Below are 18278 nucleotides of genomic sequence, written 5' to 3' on the forward strand. Positions count from 1 at the left end.
CCTTGACCGCCTTGGCGACGTTCTCCGGCTCGGCCATATCGAGCGCGTTCGGCTTGCCGGTGGCGACATTGCAGAAGGCGCAGGCGCGGGTACAGATCTCGCCCATGATCATGAAGGTGGCGTGCTTTTTGTCCCAGCACTCGCCGATATTCGGGCAGCCGGCCTCCTCGCAGACGGTGACGAGCTTGTGCTCCTTCACGATCGCCCGCGTTTCGGCATAACCCTTGGAGGTCGGCGCCTTGACGCGGATCCAGTCCGGCTTGCGCATGACTTCCGTATCCGGCCGATGCGCCTTCTCCGGATGGCGCACACGCTTGGCGTCGGGATTGATCGTGTCGAGAATGGTCACCATTGCAGTTTCAGCTTTCTACCGCCCCTATGCGGCAAATTATCAGGACCTAGCGCCGCACCAGCCGCGCAAGGAATATCAGCAGGCAGGCGCCAAGGAACCCGTGACGAAGTAACCGAGCCGTCCGCCGGCGAGCTGGACATGGAACTGGGCGAGGATGGCGGTGGCGACAACCGAGCCGACGATGCCGAGCACGATGTTCAGGAAAATCCCGTACCGTGCGTCCATCAGCTTGCCGGCGAGCCAGCCTGCAAGGCCACCGATGATGATTGCCGAAATCCAGCCCACGCCTTCCATGCCGGCCCTACCCCTTAAGCGACCGCCCTGGCGATCAGCACCACGATGATGGCGCCGACGGTGGCGTGGATGATCTGCACGACCAGCGCGTTGTCAATGCCCAGCGAAATCCCGAGCGCGCTGAACAGATAGCCGCCGACGAACGCACCGATGATGCCGCTGAGCAGGCACCGGATCAGGCCGCCGCCACCGACGACGAGGCTAGCGAGGAAGCCTGCAACAAGGCCGATCAGCAAAAACACCAGCAACGCCTGCGTCTCCATAGACATGATAATTTCCTTTCATCTTTTCCACCCCGGAGTGGCTTTCCACTCCTGGAGTAAATTTCCACCCCGGACAAAGAGGGCGGCCCCGGAAATTATCAAGCGTTCAGCACACGGCCATAGGCATCGAGCACCGCTTCCTTCATCGTTTCGGAGACGGTGGGATGCGGGAAGATCGTGTGCATCAGCTCTTCCTCTGTTGTTTCGAGGTTCATCGCCACGACGAAGCCCTGGATGAGCTCAGTGACTTCGGCGCCGACCATGTGGGCGCCGAGCAGTTCGCCGGTCTTCTTGTCGAAGATCACCTTCACCATGCCCTGGTCTTCGCCGAGCGCGATCGCCTTGCCGTTCGCCGCGAAGGAGAAGCGGCCGACGCGGATGTCGCGGCCGAGCTCCTTGGCCTTGGCTTCGGTGAGGCCGACGGAGGCGACCTGCGGATTGCAATAGGTGCAGCCCGGAACCTTGCCCTTATCGGTCGGATGCACATTCGGCAGGCCGGCGATCTTCTCGACGCAGACCACACCCTCATGCTCGGCCTTGTGCGCCAGCATCGGCGGGCCGGCGACGTCGCCGATCGCATAGATGCCGGCGACATTGGTCTTGCCGTAACCGTCGGCGACGACGCAGCCGCGGTCGGTCTTGATGCCGAGCGCCTCGAGGCCGAGATTTTCGATATTGCCCTGAACGCCGACGGCGGAGATCATCCGATCGGCGGTGATCTGCTGCACCTTGCCGTCCGACGTCTCGACATGGGCGGTGATGCTGCCGGCACCCTTCTCGACTTTCGTGACCTTGGCGCTTGTGAAGATCTTCAGGCCGCGCTTTTCCAGCTGCTTGCGGGCGATGGCGGTGATTTCGGCATCCTCGACCGGCATGATGGTCGGCATGACTTCAACGACCGTCACGTCGACGCCCATCGAGCGATAGAAGCTGGCGAATTCGATGCCGATCGCGCCCGAGCCCATGACGATCAGCGACTTCGGCAGCGCATCCGGCTTCAGCGCCTCGAAATAGGTCCAGATCAGCTTGCCATCGGGCTCGATGCCGGGCAGCGCGCGCGGACGGGCGCCGGTGGCGATGATGATGTGCTTGGCGGTATAGGTGCCCTCGCCCTTGACGTTTTTCGGCAGCGGATGCTGCGGTTCGACCACCGGCTTCGATGACTTGCCGACGACGATTTCGCCGGGCTTCGTTAACTTCGCTTCGCCCCAGATGATGTCGATCTTGTTCTTCTTCATCAGGAAGCCGACGCCGGCATTCAGACGGGCTGAGACGGCGCGCGAGCGGCCGACGACGGCCTTGGCGTCCGGCTTGACCGTGCCCTCGAGAACGAGGCCGAAATCCTTGAAGTGATTGGCGTGATCCAGCACCTCGGCCGAGCGCAGCAGCGCCTTTGTGGGGATGCAGCCCCAGTTCAGGCAGATGCCGCCCATATGCTCGCGCTCGACGATCGCGGTCTTCAGACCGAGCTGGCTGGCGCGGATGGCGGCGACATAGCCGCCCGGACCGGAGCCGATGATGATGACGTCGTAGGATTCAGCCATGTGTGTCCTGCCCTTTGTTACGCTGCGCTGCGGGTCATGAGCACCCACGCGTGGCTCTTGCTGTTATCGAAGAGCGGCACGGCATCGGCGCGCGCAGCCTCCAAAAATCCGTTTCTTCCATAAAGCGACAAAGCCGCCTCGTTATTACTTGCGGTAATGAGACTGACGGGCCGGCGATCGGCCCTGTCGATCTGATCCTCCAGCAGTCTGCGTCCGATGCCTATGCCGCGCAGATGGCGATAGACGCCGAGACTGCCGATGAACCAGCTTCCGATCACCGTCTTCTGCAAGGCGAGCATCGGCTCTGTCGCCGGGATCGTCGCCTCGATATCGCTTATGCCGTCCTCCAGCGCATGGCCGATCGCCACACCTGCAACTTCGCCATAAGCCTCGGCGATGACGGCATTCCGCCAGCCGCCGACAGCCTCCTCCTCACTCATTTTCAGCCGCCCCCGCTCCAAAGGCGTGTCGCTGACACCATTCGCAACATCAGCGAACCAGAGCCAGGAGGCAAACCCATGCGAGGCAATATCCGCCAGGATCGCCAGCTCCGAGGCATCCCGCCGTGAGGCCTGCCGCAGGGCGATGAAGGCGGTCATGCTCAGATCCCCAGCATCATCCGCGTGATCGATTCCAGCCCACGCCCGAGCGCACGGGTATTCTCCGCATCGAGGTGGATGCCGTCGATCGGCGTGGTCCTGGCGACGGAATTGCCGTCGAAGAAACCGCAGCCGAGTTCGTCGGCAAGATCACGATAGAGTGTCGCAAGCTTGGCCGATTCCTCGATGCCGCCGGGAAAGGATGCGGCGAAGGGCACATTGCCCGTCGCGCAGATCGCCGGCGGCGCCACGATCAGGATCTCCGGCCCGTCGAATTCGAAGGGCCAGGCATGATTGCGGATCAGCCGCACCAGCCGGCTGATGCCCTGGCAGGCGGCAAAGGCCGAACCCGCCACGACCGGCTTCATGTCGTTGGTGCCGAGCAGGAGGATGACGAGGTCGAGCGGCGCATGCGTCTGCAGGATCGTCGGCAGGACGCGCGCGCCGTTCCGGTCGCAATCGGCGAGATGATCGTCGAAAGCGGTGGTGCGGCCGTTGAGGCCTTCGGCGATGACGCGCGCCTCGCTGCCGAGCGCTGCCTGAAGCACGCTCGGCCAACGGTTCTTGTACTCATGACGGCCGATCGTATCGGCGTCATAACCCCAGGTCAGCGAGTCGCCATAGCAAAGAACGGTCTTGGTCATTTCCGCCTCCGCTTCGCTATCAGACAAGCATGCCCATCGGGTTTTCGATATAGCCCTTGAAGGCTTGGAGCAGCTCGGCGCCGAGCGCACCATCGACGCAGCGATGGTCGGTCGACAACGTGACGGACATCACCGTGGCGATCGCCATTTCGCCGTTCTTGACGACGACCCGCTGCTCGCCGGCGCCGACCGCGAGGATCGTCGCATGCGGCGGGTTGACGACGGCCGCGAAGTTCTTCACGCCCATCATGCCCATATTGGAGACCGAGCTGGTGCCGCCCTGATATTCTTCGGGCTTCAGCTTGCGGTCCTTGGCCCGTTTGCCGAGGTCGCGCATCTCGTTGGAGATGGCGGACAGCGTCTTCTGCTCGGCCTTGCGGATGATCGGGGTGATCAGGCCGCCGGGGATCGAGACGGCGACGCCGACATCGGCGTGCTTGTGCTTGACCATGTTGCTGTCTGTCCACGACACGTTGGCGTCGGGAACGTCGCGCAGTGCCAGCGCCATGGCCTTGATCACCATGTCGTTGACCGAGAGCTTGTAGGCCGGAGCGTTGTCCTTGCGGGGCGCCGCATCGTTCAGCTGGGCGCGCAGCGCCATCAAAGCATCGAGCTCGCAATCGACGCTGACATAGAAATGCGGGATCGTCTGCTTCGATTCGACCAGGCGGCGGGCGATCGTCTTGCGCATGCCGTCATGCGGCACGAGCTCGTAGGAGCCCGGCTCGAAGAGCTTGAGCACGGCTTCCTCGGAAGCGCCCTTTGGCGCCGCAGCGGCCGGAGCCGGAGCTGCGGCAGCCTGCGGAGCAGCAGCGGCCGGTGCGGGCGCTGACTTGGCGCCACCGCCGGCAACGGCGGCTTCCACATCGCTCTTGACGACGCGGCCATGCGGGCCGGAGCCAGCGACCGCCGAAAGGTCGATACCGGCCTCCTTGGCGAGCCTGCGGGCGAGCGGCGAGGAGAAGGTGCGGTTGCCGTTTGATGAAACCGCGGCAGGGGTAGCGGCAGGCGCCGGTGCAGCAGCCGGAGCGGACGGGGCCGGAGCGGCCTCGGCTTTCGCAGCCGGGGCGGCCTCAGCTTTTGCCGGAGCGGGCGAACCGGCGCCGCTTGCGGCAGCGGCGACATCTTCGCCATCGGCGGCAAGAACGGCGATCAGCGCGTTGACCTTGACACCTTCGGTGCCGGCGGCAACGACGAGCTTGGCGACCGTGCCTTCATCGACGGCTTCGACTTCCATCGTCGCCTTGTCGGTCTCGATCTCGGCGATCACATCGCCTGACTTGACCTTGTCGCCTTCCTTGACCAGCCACTTGGCCAGATTGCCTTCTTCCATGGTCGGAGAGAGGGCGGGCATCGTGATATTGATCGGCATCGAGATACCCTCCCCTTATTTGTAGCAAACAGCCTTCACCGCATCGACGACTTCGCCGACGTTCGGAAGCGCCAGCTTTTCGAGATTGGCGGCGTAAGGCATCGGCACGTCCTTGCCCGCAATGGTCAGGATCGGCGCATCGAGATAATCGAAGGCCTGCTGCATGACGCGGGTGGCGATTTCGGTGCCGACGGAGGACTGCGGATAGCCTTCCTCGACAGTGACGAGGCGGCCGGTCTTCTTGACCGATTCGATGACCGTCGGAAGGTCCATCGGGCGGATGGTGCGAAGGTCGATCAGTTCGACGTCGATGCCGATGTTTTCGAGTTCGGCAACCGCCTTCGTCGCATAGGTCATGCCGATGCCGAAGGAGACGACAGTGGCGTCCTTACCCGAACGATGGATACGGGCCTTGCCGATCGGCAGGACGAAATTATCGAGCTTCGGCACGTCGAAGTGCTGGCCGTAGAGAATTTCGTTTTCGAGGAAGATCACCGGGTTCGGATCGCGGATCGCTGCCTTCAGCAGGCCCTTGGCGTCGGACGCCGTATAAGGCATGACGACCTTCAGGCCGGGGATCGCGCTGTACCAGGCCGCATAATCCTGGCTGTGCTGGGCGCCGACGCGGGCGGCCGCACCATTCGGGCCGCGGAAGACGATCGGAGCGCCCATCTGGCCGCCGGACATATAGAGCGTCTTGGCGGCGGAGTTGATGATGTGGTCGATCGCCTGCATGGCGAAGTTGAAGGTCATGAACTCGACGATTGGGCGAAGGCCGGCCATTGCCGCACCGACGCCGACGCCGGCAAAGCCGTGCTCGGTGATCGGCGTATCGATGACGCGGCGGGGGCCGAATTCCTGCAGCAGGCCTTGGGTGACCTTGTAGGCGCCCTGATATTCGGCGACTTCCTCGCCCATGACGAAGACGTCGTCGCTGGCGCGCATTTCTTCGGCCATGGCGTCGCGGAGCGCTTCGCGCACGGTCATCGACACCATTTCGGTGCCGGCCGGAATTTCCGGATCGTTCGGAACGGCAGCCTTCGGCTCGGCCGGAACGGGAGCAGCAGCCGAACCGGTGTTGGTCGGCTTTTCTTCCTGGGCAACCTGCGGAGCAGCGACTGGCTGAGCAGCAGCAGGCGCAGTGGAAATCGCGTCGGCCGATTCGCCATCCTGCAGCAGCACGGCGATCTTGGTGTTGACCTTGACGCCTTCGGTGCCGGCATCGACCAGCAGCTTGCCGATGACGCCTTCGTCGACGGCTTCGACTTCCATCGTCGCCTTGTCGGTTTCGATTTCGGCAATCACGTCGCCTGAGGTGACCTTGTCACCTTCCTGCTTCAGCCATTTGGACAGCGTGCCTTCTTCCATCGTCGGAGAGAGGGCGGGCATGAGGATATCGATAGGCATGGGTTCCCTCCCCCGATTAGAGCAGAATGTCGGTGTAGAGCTCGGATGCATCCGGCTCCGGATCGGCCTGGGCGAAATCGGCGCTGTCGGCGACGATGTCGCGGACATCCTTGTCGATCGCCTTCAGATCGTCTTCGGAGGCCCAGCCCTTTTCGATGAGGCGCGCCTTGACCTGCTCGATCGGATCCTGCTCGGAGCGCATCTTCTGCACTTCTTCCTTCGAGCGATATTTCGCCGGATCGGACATGGAGTGGCCGCGATAGCGATAGGTCAGCATTTCGAGAATGATCGGGCCCTTGCCGGAGCGGCAATGTTCGAGCGCCTCGTCGGCGGCCGCCTTGACGGCACGCACGTCCATGCCGTCGACCTGAATACCGGGGATGCCGAAACCGGATCCGCGCAGCGAATAGTTCGACTGGGCAGTGGCGCGGGCCGTCGAGGTGCCCATGGCGTAACGGTTGTTCTCGACGATATAGACGATCGGCAGCTTCCAAAGAGCCGCCATGTTGAAGCTCTCGTAGACCTGGCCCTGGTTGGCGGCGCCATCGCCGAAATAGGCGATCGAGACGTTGCCGTTGCCGCGATAATGATTGGCGAAGGCAAGACCGGTTCCGAGCGAGACCTGGGCGCCGACGATGCCGTGGCCGCCGTAGAAATGCTTCTCTTTCGAGAACATGTGCATCGAGCCGCCCTTCCCGTGGGAATAGCCGCTGCGGCGGCCGGTCAGCTCGGCCATGACGCCGCGCGCTTCCATGCCGGTGGCCAGCATGTGGCCGTGGTCGCGATAGGCGGTGATGACTTGGTCACCTTCCTTCTGCGCCATCTGCATGCCGACGACGACAGCTTCCTGACCGATGTAGAGGTGGCAAAAGCCGCCGATGAAACCCATGCCGTAAAGCTGGCCGGCCTTCTCCTCGAAGCGGCGGATCAGCAGCATCTCGCGATAGGCCTTGAGCTCCTCGTCGCGATCGAAGTCGGCGACAGGGCCTCCGTTCGATGCTTTCGCTGCAGGTTTTGCTGATGTTTTCCGGCTGGAAACCGTCGCGGTCTTTCGCGGCGCCATTCAACCCTCCCCTATGGTTTGTCGGTTCTCGGTGCCGCGTACCATAGGGAAGAAACACGACCACAGCAATGCCATAATTGCATGGCTCGTATTCGGCACTAAACTATTGGAAATACGCAGAAAATTCAAATTAACCTAATTCCGGTTAATTGGAATAATGGTTGAATATGACGATCTCGTCCGCGCGCGACATATTGAGCTGATAGCGCGCTTTTTCGTCCAGCATATCTTTGTCGAGCGAGCCATCACTCAGCAGCGCGACCTGATTTTCCAGATGTTCGCGCTTCGCCTTCAAGATCGCAAGCTCTTTTTCACGCGCGACGCGCTGGTGCTCGAACGTCTCCGTTGCGCGCAGGCCGTAATCGCCGTGAATGCAATGATAGCCGAAATAGGAGAGGAAGGCGACCGTCATGGCCGGAATGACGAAGCGGCCGAATTTTCTCTTCTTATGATGCTTTGTCCACATACACGCATGCTCTTGAACGCATTACCAATTCGTTCAGCATAACGCCCAGAGATTAACCGTTCGTTGACCGTAAAAACGGCCAACAAAAAACCCGCGCCGGGAGGGGCGCGGGTCAAATTGTCGAAAGCAGATTCGATCAGCCGCGGATGATCGAGCGGCCGGCATACTGGGCCTGGGGGCCGAGGCCTTCCTCGATGCGGATCAGCTGGTTGTACTTGGCGAGCCGGTCGGAACGCGACAGCGAGCCGGTCTTGATCTGGCCGCAGTTGGTGGCGACCGCGAGATCGGCGATGGTCGAATCTTCGGTTTCGCCGGAGCGGTGCGACATGACGGCGGTGTAGGCAGCCTTATGCGCCGTGTTGACGGCGTCGAGCGTTTCCGTCAGCGAACCGATCTGGTTGACCTTGACGAGGATCGAGTTGGCGACGCCCATGCGGATGCCGTCGCGAAGACGGGCGGAGTTGGTGACGAAGAGATCGTCGCCGACGAGCTGGGTCTTCTTGCCGGTGAGGTCGGTCAGCGTCTTCCAGCCGTCCCAGTCGTCTTCGGCCATGCCGTCTTCGATCGAGATGATCGGGTACTTGGCGGCAAGTTCGGCCAGATATTCGGCCATGGCGCCCGATTCGAGCGTGCGGCCTTCACCTTCGAGAACGTATTTGCCGTCCTTGAAGAATTCCGTCGAGGCGCAATCGAGGCCGAGGTAGATGTCCTCGCCCGGCCTGTAGCCGGCTTTCTCGACCGACTTCATGATGAAATCGAGGGCTTCCGAAGCGCTCTTCAGGCCCGGTGCGAAACCGCCTTCGTCGCCGACATTGGTGTTGTGGCCCTGGGCGGCCAGTTCCTTGCGGAGCGTGTGGAAGACTTCCGAGCCCATGCGTACGGCTTCGGCGATCGTATCGGCGCCGACCGGCAGGATCATGAATTCCTGGAAGTCGATCGGATTGTCGGCATGGGCGCCGCCGTTGATGATGTTCATCATCGGCACCGGCAGCAGACTTGCGGAAGCGCCGCCGACGTAACGGTAGAGCGGCAGGCCGGAGGCCTGGGCGGCAGCCTTGGCGACGGCGAGCGAGACGCCGAGGATGGCGTTGGCGCCGAGGCGCGACTTGTTCGGCGTGCCGTCCAGCTCGATCATGATGTTGTCGATCTGGATCTGGTTTTCGGCGTCGATGCCGCCGATCGCGTCGAAGATCTCGGTATTGGCGGCATCGACCGCCTTCTGTACGCCCTTGCCGAGGTAGCGCTTGCCGCCGTCGCGCAGCTCGACCGCCTCATGGGCGCCGGTCGAAGCGCCCGAGGGAACGGCCGCGCGGCCCATGCTGCCGTCTTCGAGATAGACGTCGACTTCGACGGTGGGGTTGCCACGGCTATCGAGAATCTCGCGGGCGATGATATCGGTGATTGCAGTCATCGGTTCTTCCTGCTCGGTGGGTGATCAATCGTTCGAAGCCTGTCATAATCGAAGGCGTGCAAATTACAATGGCGCATTGCTGCACCTTCGACCTGCATGTCCGATCGTCGCTATAACACGAACATGTCAGGCTTTTGACTGTCAGCCCTTGGCGACGGCATCGAAGGCCAGCAGCTTTTCCAGAAGCCGCGGCATGTCCTTGAGGTAGACCATGTTCGGGCCGTCGGACGGTGCGTTGTCGGGGTCCTGGTGGGTCTCGACGAAGACGCCGGCAATGCCGGTCGCCACCGCCGCGCGCGCCAGCGTTTCCACGAATTCCCGCTGACCGCCGGAGGATTCCCCCTGTCCGCCCGGCTGCGCCACCGAATGGGTCGCATCGAAAATGACCGGCGCACCCATCGACGCCATGATCGGCAATGCGCGCATGTCGGAAACCAGCGTGTTGTAGCCGAAGGAGGCGCCGCGTTCGCAGAGCAGCACGTTCGGATTGCCGCTGGCGTTGAGCTTCTTCAGCACGTTCTTCATGTCCCAGGGGGCAAGAAACTGGCCCTTCTTGACATTGACGGCACGGCCGGTCTCGGCGGCGGCGATCAGAAGGTCGGTCTGGCGGCAGAGGAAGGCCGGGATCTGCAGGACATCGACCACCTTTGCCACTTCGGCGCATTGCTCGGCGGTGTGAACGTCGGTCAGGACGGGAAAGCCGAACTCCTTCTTGAGATCGGCGAAGACCTGCATGCCCTTTTCAAGGCCGATGCCGCGCTCTGCCGACAGCGAGGTGCGGTTCGCCTTGTCGAAGGAACTCTTGTAAACGAGACCGATGCCGAGCTTTGCACAGAGCTCCTTCAGCGTGCCGGCAACCATGAAGGCATGGTCGCGGCTCTCCATCTGGCAGGGGCCGGCAATCAGCGACAGGCGGCCGGTATTGGAAAAGGTGACCTGGCCTGCGCCCGCGCCGATCCTGACTTCCGAATTCGTATCAGTGCTCATCATCTTTCCTCGAAGGCGAAAAGCGTGCCCTGCCCGGGCGCCGGCTTCACCAGAATACGATTGTTCTTGCGCGTGTAGGTCACTCCGTTAGCAGCCAAATGCGCTTCTGTCACGGCAAGATCGGCGACGGTGAAGCGGATGGCCCGGCCGCGCAGGCCGCGGTCGGCGGATGAGATGGCAAACTCGAAATAGGCCTCCAGCCCTTCCGGCGTCATCAGGCTGATTTTCGCATTCGGCGCCGCGATATTGACGCCGAAACTGGTTTTCTCGACGGCCGACTGCGCCATGACAAGGCTGACGAAACCGGCGAAGGCGGAGGCATCAGGCGCGCACAGCGCGATCTCGGCGATGCCGGTCACGCCATTGGCATGTGTCTCCAGCGCGCCGCGGTCGGCCGGCAATGGATTGATGCGTTGGCAGGTGAAGAGAAAGAAATCGGGTGCCCGCAGATCCGCGGCAAAGGCCAGTTTGAAGCTGCCGATGCCTTTGGAACCGTCCGGCATTTTCATCAGCCGGCTGAACTCCAGCATCTCGCCGGCGCTCAATCCGCCTGAAATGAAGCTTTGATGATCGAGGCCGGCATCCTCGGTGCCGAAAACCACGGCCGAAAGCCCCTCATCGCCGCAACGGAAGCGGAAGGCCCGGTTGCGGGCGGTGAAGACATTGCCTTGCCGCGCCGAGGACTCGCTCTCCTCGACGCTGGCGATACCGAGCGGCTCCAGATAGGTCTTGTCGGCGAAGAAGACGCAGGCATTTTCCGTTCCGAAGGGATGACGGGCATCGGCCGCAACGGTGAAGCCGAGCTTGCCGAGTCTTTCGCGCGCCAGATCGATATTGACGACCGGCAGCACGACATGATCCAGTGGGTGCGGCTTGGCGGAATTCGTGTTCATGATATCCCCTCCTGCAATTGCGAAGAGATGTGCGACGGCGCCTTCCTCAATGCAAGACATGGCGCCGATCCGGCGAATGAAAATAAAAATCTCAACGAGTTGGCGCCAAGTTTTACGGAAATTTAGCTACTTGCGGAACACATATGGAACATATAGTGTCTGTTCTGGATTTGTTTCAATCAGGGGTCACACGCCGATGCTCACGCGCAAACAACAGGAGCTTCTCCTTTTCATTCATGAGCGCATGAAGGAATCCGGCGTTCCACCGTCCTTCGACGAGATGAAGGACGCCCTGGATCTGGCCTCGAAATCCGGCATTCATCGCCTGATCACGGCGCTTGAGGAACGCGGCTTCATTCGCCGCCTACCGAACCGCGCCCGGGCGCTCGAGGTCATCAAGCTTCCGGAGGCCTATAGCCCCAGCATTCAGCCCCGGCGTGGTTTTTCGCCGAGCGTCATCGAGGGCAGCCTCGGCAAGCCCCAGCCGGTCGCCGCCCCCGCACCCGCAAAACCCGTCGCCGACAACGGCAACTCGGTCTCGGTGCCGGTCATGGGCCGAATCGCCGCCGGCGTTCCGATTTCGGCGATCCAGAACAACACCCACGACATCGTCGTTCCCGCCGACATGCTCGGCTCGGGTGAGCATTATGCGCTGGAGGTCAAAGGCGATTCGATGATCGACGCCGGCATCTTCGACGGCGACACGGTGATCATCCGCAACGGCAGCACGGCAAGTCCCGGCGACATCGTCGTCGCCCTCGTCGATGACGAGGAAGCGACGCTGAAGCGCTTCCGCCGCAAGGGCGCCTCGATCGCGCTTGAAGCCGCCAACCCGGCTTATGAGACCCGGATCTTCGGGCCAGACCGCGTCAAGGTGCAGGGCAAGCTCGTCGGTCTCATTCGCCGCTATCACTGACGCTGGACGGGCCGGTTTCGGCGAAACTATTGCTGCGCCAGTCATAGGCGCGATGGCGTATCCACGGCCGCGACAGGCTCTCGAATGCGGTTGCGACCTCCAGGCCGGCGTCCGCGAAGCGCAGCTCGACGGAACCGGTCCTGCGTAGCGTCTCACCGGTAAAGAGCGTCGCGCCCGAGCGGCAGCTATTGAAACGCAGGCGGACAGACGTGACGACGATATCGGAGGCATCGCAGGCCGGACCGAGATAGGCGGCATTGTCGATGACGGTGACGACGCGCCCATTGCCAAGCCTTGATGTGCACCAGGCCTTTTTGACACAGGAAAAGCGGTTTGTTTCACCGCCCGCCGCCGCCCGCATCGCCGTCCTCGCTTCGATCTGCTGATCGTGGGAAAGCCTGACGCGGCGGTCTTCTCCCTCCGGCGGGATAGCAGGGCCTTCCAACATCTTCGGTGGATGATGTGTCGGCAGGACCAGTGCTCTCTGCCACTGGTCGAAAATGAAATCCGGCGGGTTTTCGCGGTTGGAAGCCATTGCCGCCACTGCAACGAGCGCGACCAGACTGCCATCCTCCGAAATCACCAGATCCGGCGGCCGGGGGACCGGCAGAACCAGCAGGAAGAGCGTCGAGACGGCGAGGGTCGATGTGCCGGCATGGCGCAGCCGGGTGCGCAGCAGTGTCAGCAGCAGGAAGCCGGCCACGGCGACGGCGAAATACCAGGCGGGCAAACGGCCGACGCCGATATCGCCGCCCCAGCCGGACACCGTCTTGGCGACAGCGATCACCAGATCGAGGCCGAAGCCGACCACCTCCCAGAGCGGAGCGTCCAGGCCGAACGGCATGAGCAACATTGCCAGCAGCCCGGCCGGCATGACGATGAACGAGATGATCGGCATCGTCGCGAGGTTTGCCGGCAGGCCGTAGGCCGTCAACCGATGAAAATGCTCGATCGAAAACAGCGCCGTGGAAAAACCGCCGATCAGCGACGTCAGCAGGACGCCACCGAAGAAACCGGCGACCGCAACGACCGGCCGGAAGATCGGCAGCTTGAGCAACGCGTTTTCGCGGACGCGCCGGTCCTTCCACAACTGATAGCCCGATACCAATGCCAATGTCGCGGCAAAGGACATCTGGAAGCTCGGGCCCAGCACTTCGGAGGGTGAAATGGCGATGATGACAAGCGCCGAGAGAACGACATTGCGCAGGCTGATCGACGGCCGATCGAAGAAGACGGCGATCAGCATGATGGCCATCATGATGAAGGCGCGTTCGGCCGAGACCCCGAATCCGGAGATCAGGTAATAGGCGGTGACGGCGATGAGCGCGCCTGCGGCGGCGATCTTCTTTGTCGGATAGGCTTGGGCGACGCCCGGAAAGAGGCTGAGCAGCATCCGGAAGCCGACGAAGAAGATGCCGGCCGACAGCGCCATGTTGAGACCCGAGATCGCGACGATATGGGCGAGGCCCGACTGGCGCAGCGCCTCCGTCGTCGCATTCGAGATCGCGCGCCGCTCGTCGGTCACCAGGGCGGCGGCAAAGGCGCCGGTATCACCGGGCAGGATCGACCTGATGCGGTCGCCGATGCTGCTGCGCAGCCGGTAAAGCCATTCGAGCATAGCTTCCGACGTCGACCTTGCACCCTGCGGGCCCGCCTCCAAATCTTTCGCCGGAGCGCCGTAGAAGAAGCCGTTGGCGCCGATGCCGTCGAAATAGGCGCCGAAGGAGAAGTCATTGAGTTCGGGAAGTGCGGGGCCCGAGGGCGGCGTTAGCCGCGCCCTGCCGGTGATAATGTCGCCGATCTCGAAAGGCGTGTCGGCGCCGCGGACAATCGCGGTTACGCGCCCCGGCGGCCGCTTCAACTCCGGCTCGTCTGTGGCCCTGACGGCGAGAATGTAGCGCCAACGCCCACGGCCGTCGCCTTCGCGCCGTTCGACACGGCCGGTCAGCGTCGTCGTCACGGATGAATCGAGGATCACGGTCGATGCCCGCCAGCTCTCGAACTGTGCGCAGAGCATGCCGCAGACCACAAGTGCAAGCGCCAACAACGTCGCTCGCAACACGGCCCGGCTACGGTCGGTGATGAGAACCGCAATGGTCAGCACCGACAGCGAGAGCAGTAATGTCAAAAGCGGAAAATCGGATTCGGCCAGAAACCAGAAGGATGCGCCGGCGCCGAGGAAGACCGGCGAAAACAGCAGCAGGCGGCCGTGATCCGCCTCCTCGCCCAGCATGGACCTGCAAGCGCGCAAGGATTGGCGGGCTGCGGCCGGCAGCCGGTGGCGCCAGGGCGTCGCCGACTGCGTCCTTGCCGATGGCGTCGCCACCACAGGCAGAGAAACGCCGGAGGATCCGGCGCCAGCTTCCGGCCGCAATTCGACTGTCGTCAATTCCTGCATGCGCCGCCCAAGTCACCCGCGAAGGCGCCCAGAATGCAACCTCCCAACAAATCGGGCAAGGATAATCGATTGAAATATGAGGGAAAATCGCGAGCGCCAAAAGGCCAGTCGAATCATTGGCTTCCGATATGCACGCTGCTCATCGCTGCAGTGCCTAAAAGGTGATACTGCAATGCACAAAATGCCGTCACGGTAACTTGGCATTAGCTTCGCGATCATATAGCTATCGGTGAGGACGCTTAACCCCTATGGCGCTTTTATGGCGCCACCGCCATTTCGGAGGATCAGCATGACGGATCAAAGCGCTACAATAAAAATCGGTGACAAATCTGTCGACCTAGCCGTCAAGAGCGGCACGATCGGCCCGAGCGTCATCGATATCGGTGCTCTCTATAAGAACACCGCTTCCTTCACTTACGATCCGGGTTTTACCTCGACCGCATCCTGTGAATCCAAGATCACCTACATCGACGGCGACGAAGGTGTGCTGCTGCACCGCGGCTATCCGATCGAGCAGTTGGCCGAGCATGGCGACTTCCTCGAAGTCTGCTACCTGCTCCTCTACGGCGAACTGCCGACCACCGCGCAGAAGAAGGATTTCGATTACCGTGTCACGCACCACACCATGGTGCACGAGCAGATGAGCCGCTTCTTCACCGGCTTCCGCCGCGATGCGCATCCGATGGCCGTCATGTGCGGCTGCGTCGGCGCGCTTTCGGCTTTCTATCACGACTCCACGGATATCACCGATCCGCACCAGCGCATGGTCGCCAGCCTGCGCATGATCGCCAAGATGCCGACGCTTGCCGCGATGGCCTATAAGTACCATATCGGCCAGCCCTTCGTTTATCCGAAGAACGACCTCGATTATGCATCGAACTTCCTGCGCATGTGCTTTGCCGTGCCTTGCGAGGAATATGTGGTCAATCCGGTGCTTGCCCGCGCCATGGACCGCATCTTCATCCTGCATGCCGATCACGAGCAGAACGCCTCGACCTCGACCGTCCGCCTCGCCGGTTCGTCGGGCGCCAACCCGTTCGCCTGCATCGCGGCCGGCATTGCGTGCCTCTGGGGCCCCGCCCATGGCGGCGCCAACGAAGCAGCGCTCAACATGCTGAATGAGATCGGCTCGGTCGACCACATTCCGGAATATATTGCCCGCGCCAAGGACAAGAACGATCCGTTCCGCCTGATGGGCTTCGGCCACCGCGTCTACAAGAACTATGATCCGCGCGCCAAGATCATGCAGAAGACGACGCATGAGGTGCTCGGCGAGCTCGGCATCAAGGACGATCCGTTGCTCGAAGTAGCGATGGAGCTGGAGCGCATCGCGCTCACCGACGAATATTTCATCGAAAAGAAGCTCTATCCGAACATCGACTTCTATTCCGGCATCACGCTGAAGGCACTGGGCTTCCCCACGACCATGTTCACCGTGCTCTTCGCGCTTGCCCGCACCGTCGGCTGGATCGCGCAGTGGAACGAGATGATCGAGGATCCGGAACAGCGCATCGGCCGCCCGCGCCAGCTCTATGTCGGCGAACCGAAGCGCGACTACATTCCGGTTTCGAAGCGCTGATCGCTTCGGCCAATATATTGCCCGAAAAGAAGAAAACCCGGTCAGAGACGACCGGGTTTTTTCTTGTTCAGCACGTCGAGAAGGATTTCGGCGGCATGTTCGCCGGGTGGTTTTTCGGTCTGCATGCGCTGCCAGATCAGATCGTAGCCCTCTTTCATCGCCTTGAGCTGGTAGGTGTCGGCCGACAGCCGCTCCATCCAGCGTGCGAGACTTGCACCGCGAAGGATATCGTTCAGATATTCCGGCACGACCGCGTAATCGGCAATCAGGTTTGGCAGCGCGCCGGTCCAGGTCTTGATGGCCGATGTCAGCAGCCGCATGATCCAGTCGACCTTGTAGGCGGAGACGACGGGAACATCGGCCAGCGCCAGTTCGAGGATGACGGTTCCGGATGCCGCCATGGCGGCATCGGCTTCCGCGAAGGCTTGCCATTTTGCTTGCGCACCGACAACGATCTCCGGCTTGACCGCCCAGTTCTCCGTCAATTGGCGGACCAGCGCCTGCCTGTGCGTCACTGTCGGCAGAATAAAGCGCATCGGTCCATTGCGGGCGACAAGTTCGTTTGCCGCCACCTCGAAATGCGGCAGGAGATTCTGGATTTCGGAGGAGCGTGAGCCGGGCAGAAGCAGGATCGTGCGATTGCCGGGCTGCCTGCCGGCGCGCAGGCGCCGGGTCTCCAGCAGCGCAAGGTCGGCAGTCAGGCGATGGCCGACATAGGTGGTTGCCGGCCCGCCGAGGCGCTGCATCGTTGCCGGCTCGAAGGGCAGGACGGCCAGCACATGATCGACGTAGGCGAGCATGCGCGTGGCGCGATATTCCTTCCAGGCCCAGACGCTCGGACAGACATAATTGACGACAGGCAGATCGGGCAGCGCGGTGCGCACGCGCTTTGCGACGCGATGGGTGAAATCCGGGCTGTCAATGATGAGCAGAACATCAGGCCTCGCAGCGATGATTTCCGCGGTCGTCCGGCGGATCAACGTATAAAGCTTCGGCAGCCGGCTCAGCACCTGGGTGATGCCCATGATCGACAGCTCGGAGAAATCGAACAGCGATTGCAAGCCTTCCGCCTGCAGTGCCTCACCACCAACGCCGACAAGTTCCACCGGCCCCGAATGAATCCGCTTCAGGGCGGCGATGAGATCGGCACCGAGCAGATCACCCGACACCTCGCCGGCAATGACGGCAATTTTCAGCGGCGCCCCGTTCATTCGAGCCCCCATGCCGGCAGTCCGCGATCGATGCCGCAGACAAAAAGCCCCGCCTCATCGGCGGCCTTGATGACGGCGGCTCGATCGAGCACCAGCGAGCGGCCTGCCTCCACCGCGATGCCGCCGAGACCAGCTTTTTTTGCGTTCAGAATGGTGGAAACGCCGATCGCCGGCAGGTCGGCGCGGATATCCTGTTGCGGCTTGCAGAGCTTGACAAGCGCGCCGCGGCGCCGCGGCGAGATGCGCCCGGCTACTCTGAGACTTGCGACACGGTCCAGCATCTCATCCGTGCCCTCGACACCCTCGAGTGCCACGACGCGCCCGCCGATGCTGATGGCGCCCTGCCCGACATCGAGCCGGCCGAGCATGTCCGCGGCTTCCGCGGCGCGGCGGATATCACGCCGGTCTTCGTCACCCGGCGTTGCTGCGCCAAGCGGACCGACGGAGGCAAGCAGATCGGGCGCGATTTCATGAGCGCCGACGACCCGGCGGCCGTTTCCCTCGATCAGCCGGATGACCATCTGCAGAACGGTGTCGTCGCCACCGGAGAGCAGGGTGCGGATGGCGGCCGGGACCTTCATCAGGATACGCAGCGTCGGACGCACCTCGCGCCATTCCGGCCGGCGGGCCACGCTGCCCGACATCACCACACGGCCGACGCCATAACGGTTGAACAGCCCGTCAAGAGCGGCGAAATCGCCGATGCCGATGACGGCGTGGTCATAGCCTTCCCAGCGCCGGTCGCTCTCGTCCTTCAGGGCGACGATGACGGGATTTTCACCCGCCGCACGCGCGGCTTCGGCGACATAGGAAGGCAGGAGACCACCGCCGGCAATGATCGCCAGCCGGCCCGCAGCGGTGTCGCCCGATAAAGCCACG

At 62.5% G+C, this 18278-nt stretch carries 16 protein-coding genes and 2 pseudogenes; 2 read left to right on the top strand and 16 right to left on the bottom strand.

The window, feature by feature from the left end; genetic code table 11:
- The 13 genes and pseudogenes from ATY75_RS19775 to ATY75_RS19835 form a co-directional block, all read right to left on the bottom strand.
- A pseudogene (locus ATY75_RS19775) lies at window positions 1-352 on the bottom strand (lipoyl synthase); the annotation flags it as partial.
- Window positions 353-398: 46 nt separating this feature from the next.
- Window positions 399-646 (bottom strand): annotated as a pseudogene (locus ATY75_RS19780) (GlsB/YeaQ/YmgE family stress response membrane protein).
- 14 nt (window positions 647-660) lie between these two features.
- Window positions 661-915: a GlsB/YeaQ/YmgE family stress response membrane protein gene (locus ATY75_RS19785; RefSeq protein WP_003573335.1), complete on the bottom strand. Its 255-nt coding sequence runs from the start codon at window positions 913-915 to the stop codon at window positions 661-663.
- Window positions 916-1007: 92 nt separating this feature from the next.
- Entirely contained in the window at window positions 1008-2453 is a 1446-nt protein-coding gene (gene lpdA, locus ATY75_RS19790) for a dihydrolipoyl dehydrogenase (RefSeq protein WP_088938854.1), read from the bottom strand.
- A 17-nt stretch (window positions 2454-2470) separates the two neighbouring features.
- Window positions 2471-3052, bottom strand: coding sequence for a GNAT family N-acetyltransferase (locus ATY75_RS19795; protein ID WP_088938855.1), 582 nt, complete (start codon window positions 3050-3052; stop codon window positions 2471-2473).
- 2 nt (window positions 3053-3054) lie between these two features.
- Window positions 3055-3696, bottom strand: a complete 642-nt coding sequence (locus tag ATY75_RS19800; protein ID WP_088938856.1) for an SGNH/GDSL hydrolase family protein — start codon at window positions 3694-3696, stop codon at window positions 3055-3057.
- 19 nt (window positions 3697-3715) lie between these two features.
- Window positions 3716-5068, bottom strand: a complete 1353-nt coding sequence (locus ATY75_RS19805) for a pyruvate dehydrogenase complex dihydrolipoamide acetyltransferase (protein ID WP_088938857.1) — start codon at window positions 5066-5068, stop codon at window positions 3716-3718.
- 15 nt (window positions 5069-5083) lie between these two features.
- Entirely contained in the window at window positions 5084-6475 is a 1392-nt protein-coding gene (locus ATY75_RS19810; RefSeq protein WP_088938858.1) for a pyruvate dehydrogenase complex E1 component subunit beta, read from the bottom strand.
- A gap of 16 nt (window positions 6476-6491) precedes the next feature.
- Entirely contained in the window at window positions 6492-7538 is a 1047-nt protein-coding gene (gene pdhA / locus ATY75_RS19815; protein WP_064838360.1) for a pyruvate dehydrogenase (acetyl-transferring) E1 component subunit alpha, read from the bottom strand.
- A gap of 145 nt (window positions 7539-7683) precedes the next feature.
- A complete protein-coding gene (locus ATY75_RS19820; RefSeq protein ID WP_049735204.1) occupies window positions 7684-8004 on the bottom strand; it encodes a septum formation initiator family protein in 321 nt (106 codons plus the stop codon).
- A 136-nt stretch (window positions 8005-8140) separates the two neighbouring features.
- A complete protein-coding gene (gene eno / locus ATY75_RS19825; RefSeq protein WP_088938859.1) occupies window positions 8141-9415 on the bottom strand; it encodes a phosphopyruvate hydratase in 1275 nt (424 codons plus the stop codon).
- A gap of 141 nt (window positions 9416-9556) precedes the next feature.
- The gene (gene kdsA / locus ATY75_RS19830) at window positions 9557-10402 is read right to left on the bottom strand and encodes a 3-deoxy-8-phosphooctulonate synthase (protein WP_088938860.1); all 846 of its coding nucleotides are present in this window, start codon (window positions 10400-10402) and stop codon (window positions 9557-9559) included.
- Window positions 10402-11295, bottom strand: a complete 894-nt coding sequence (locus tag ATY75_RS19835) for a VOC family protein (protein ID WP_088938892.1) — start codon at window positions 11293-11295, stop codon at window positions 10402-10404. The genes kdsA and ATY75_RS19835 overlap by 1 nt, the downstream gene beginning before the upstream one ends.
- A 196-nt stretch (window positions 11296-11491) precedes the next feature.
- Here ATY75_RS19835 and lexA point away from each other — a divergent pair, with 196 nt between their 5' ends.
- Complete coding sequence (lexA, locus tag ATY75_RS19840; RefSeq protein WP_029873161.1) at window positions 11492-12211, top strand: transcriptional repressor LexA; 720 nt, start codon at window positions 11492-11494, stop codon at window positions 12209-12211.
- Here lexA and ATY75_RS19845 read toward each other — a convergent pair.
- On the bottom strand, window positions 12192-14609 hold the full coding sequence (locus ATY75_RS19845) for a ComEC/Rec2 family competence protein (protein ID WP_088938861.1): 2418 nt from the start codon (window positions 14607-14609) through the stop codon (window positions 12192-12194). The two genes, lexA and ATY75_RS19845, sit on opposite strands and share 20 nt — an antisense overlap.
- 289 nt (window positions 14610-14898) lie before the next feature.
- Between ATY75_RS19845 and gltA the strand changes: the two genes are divergently transcribed.
- Window positions 14899-16188: a citrate synthase gene (gene gltA, locus ATY75_RS19850; RefSeq protein WP_049735207.1), complete on the top strand. Its 1290-nt coding sequence runs from the start codon at window positions 14899-14901 to the stop codon at window positions 16186-16188.
- A gap of 41 nt (window positions 16189-16229) precedes the next feature.
- Here gltA and lpxB read toward each other — a convergent pair whose 3' ends face one another.
- Together lpxB and ATY75_RS19860 are read right to left on the bottom strand one after the other, a co-directional pair.
- Entirely contained in the window at window positions 16230-17399 is a 1170-nt protein-coding gene (lpxB, locus tag ATY75_RS19855; protein ID WP_088938862.1) for a lipid-A-disaccharide synthase, read from the bottom strand.
- Entirely contained in the window at window positions 17396-18277 is an 882-nt protein-coding gene (locus ATY75_RS19860) for an LpxI family protein (RefSeq protein ID WP_088938863.1), read from the bottom strand. Before ATY75_RS19860 ends, lpxB begins: the two co-directional genes overlap by 4 nt.
- Window position 18278 lies beyond the last annotated feature (1 nt).

The organism is Rhizobium sp. N122 (assembly GCF_002211295.1).
Taxonomy (GTDB): domain Bacteria; phylum Pseudomonadota; class Alphaproteobacteria; order Rhizobiales; family Rhizobiaceae; genus Rhizobium.

Excerpts from the sequence above, each read along its gene's own strand:
- eno (WP_088938859.1), bottom strand. The coding sequence starts at position 9,415 with ATGACTGCAATCACCGATATCATCGCCCGCGAGATTCTCGATAGCCGT.
- ATY75_RS19785 (WP_003573335.1), bottom strand. The coding sequence starts at position 915 with ATGTCTATGGAGACGCAGGCGTTGCTGGTGTTTTTGCTGATCGGCCTT.
- lpxB (WP_088938862.1), bottom strand. The coding sequence starts at position 17,399 with ATGAACGGGGCGCCGCTGAAAATTGCCGTCATTGCCGGCGAGGTGTCG.
- gltA (WP_049735207.1), top strand. The coding sequence starts at position 14,899 with ATGACGGATCAAAGCGCTACAATAAAAATCGGTGACAAATCTGTCGAC.
- lexA (WP_029873161.1), top strand. The coding sequence starts at position 11,492 with ATGCTCACGCGCAAACAACAGGAGCTTCTCCTTTTCATTCATGAGCGC.
- ATY75_RS19805 (WP_088938857.1), bottom strand. The coding sequence starts at position 5,068 with ATGCCGATCAATATCACGATGCCCGCCCTCTCTCCGACCATGGAAGAA.
- ATY75_RS19845 (WP_088938861.1), bottom strand. The coding sequence starts at position 14,609 with ATGCAGGAATTGACGACAGTCGAATTGCGGCCGGAAGCTGGCGCCGGA.
- kdsA (WP_088938860.1), bottom strand. The coding sequence starts at position 10,402 with ATGAGCACTGATACGAATTCGGAAGTCAGGATCGGCGCGGGCGCAGGC.
- ATY75_RS19810 (WP_088938858.1), bottom strand. The coding sequence starts at position 6,475 with ATGCCTATCGATATCCTCATGCCCGCCCTCTCTCCGACGATGGAAGAA.
- pdhA (WP_064838360.1), bottom strand. The coding sequence starts at position 7,538 with ATGGCGCCGCGAAAGACCGCGACGGTTTCCAGCCGGAAAACATCAGCA.
- ATY75_RS19835 (WP_088938892.1), bottom strand. The coding sequence starts at position 11,295 with ATGAACACGAATTCCGCCAAGCCGCACCCACTGGATCATGTCGTGCTG.
- ATY75_RS19800 (WP_088938856.1), bottom strand. The coding sequence starts at position 3,696 with ATGACCAAGACCGTTCTTTGCTATGGCGACTCGCTGACCTGGGGTTAT.
- ATY75_RS19795 (WP_088938855.1), bottom strand. The coding sequence starts at position 3,052 with ATGACCGCCTTCATCGCCCTGCGGCAGGCCTCACGGCGGGATGCCTCG.
- lpdA (WP_088938854.1), bottom strand. The coding sequence starts at position 2,453 with ATGGCTGAATCCTACGACGTCATCATCATCGGCTCCGGTCCGGGCGGC.
- ATY75_RS19820 (WP_049735204.1), bottom strand. The coding sequence starts at position 8,004 with ATGTGGACAAAGCATCATAAGAAGAGAAAATTCGGCCGCTTCGTCATT.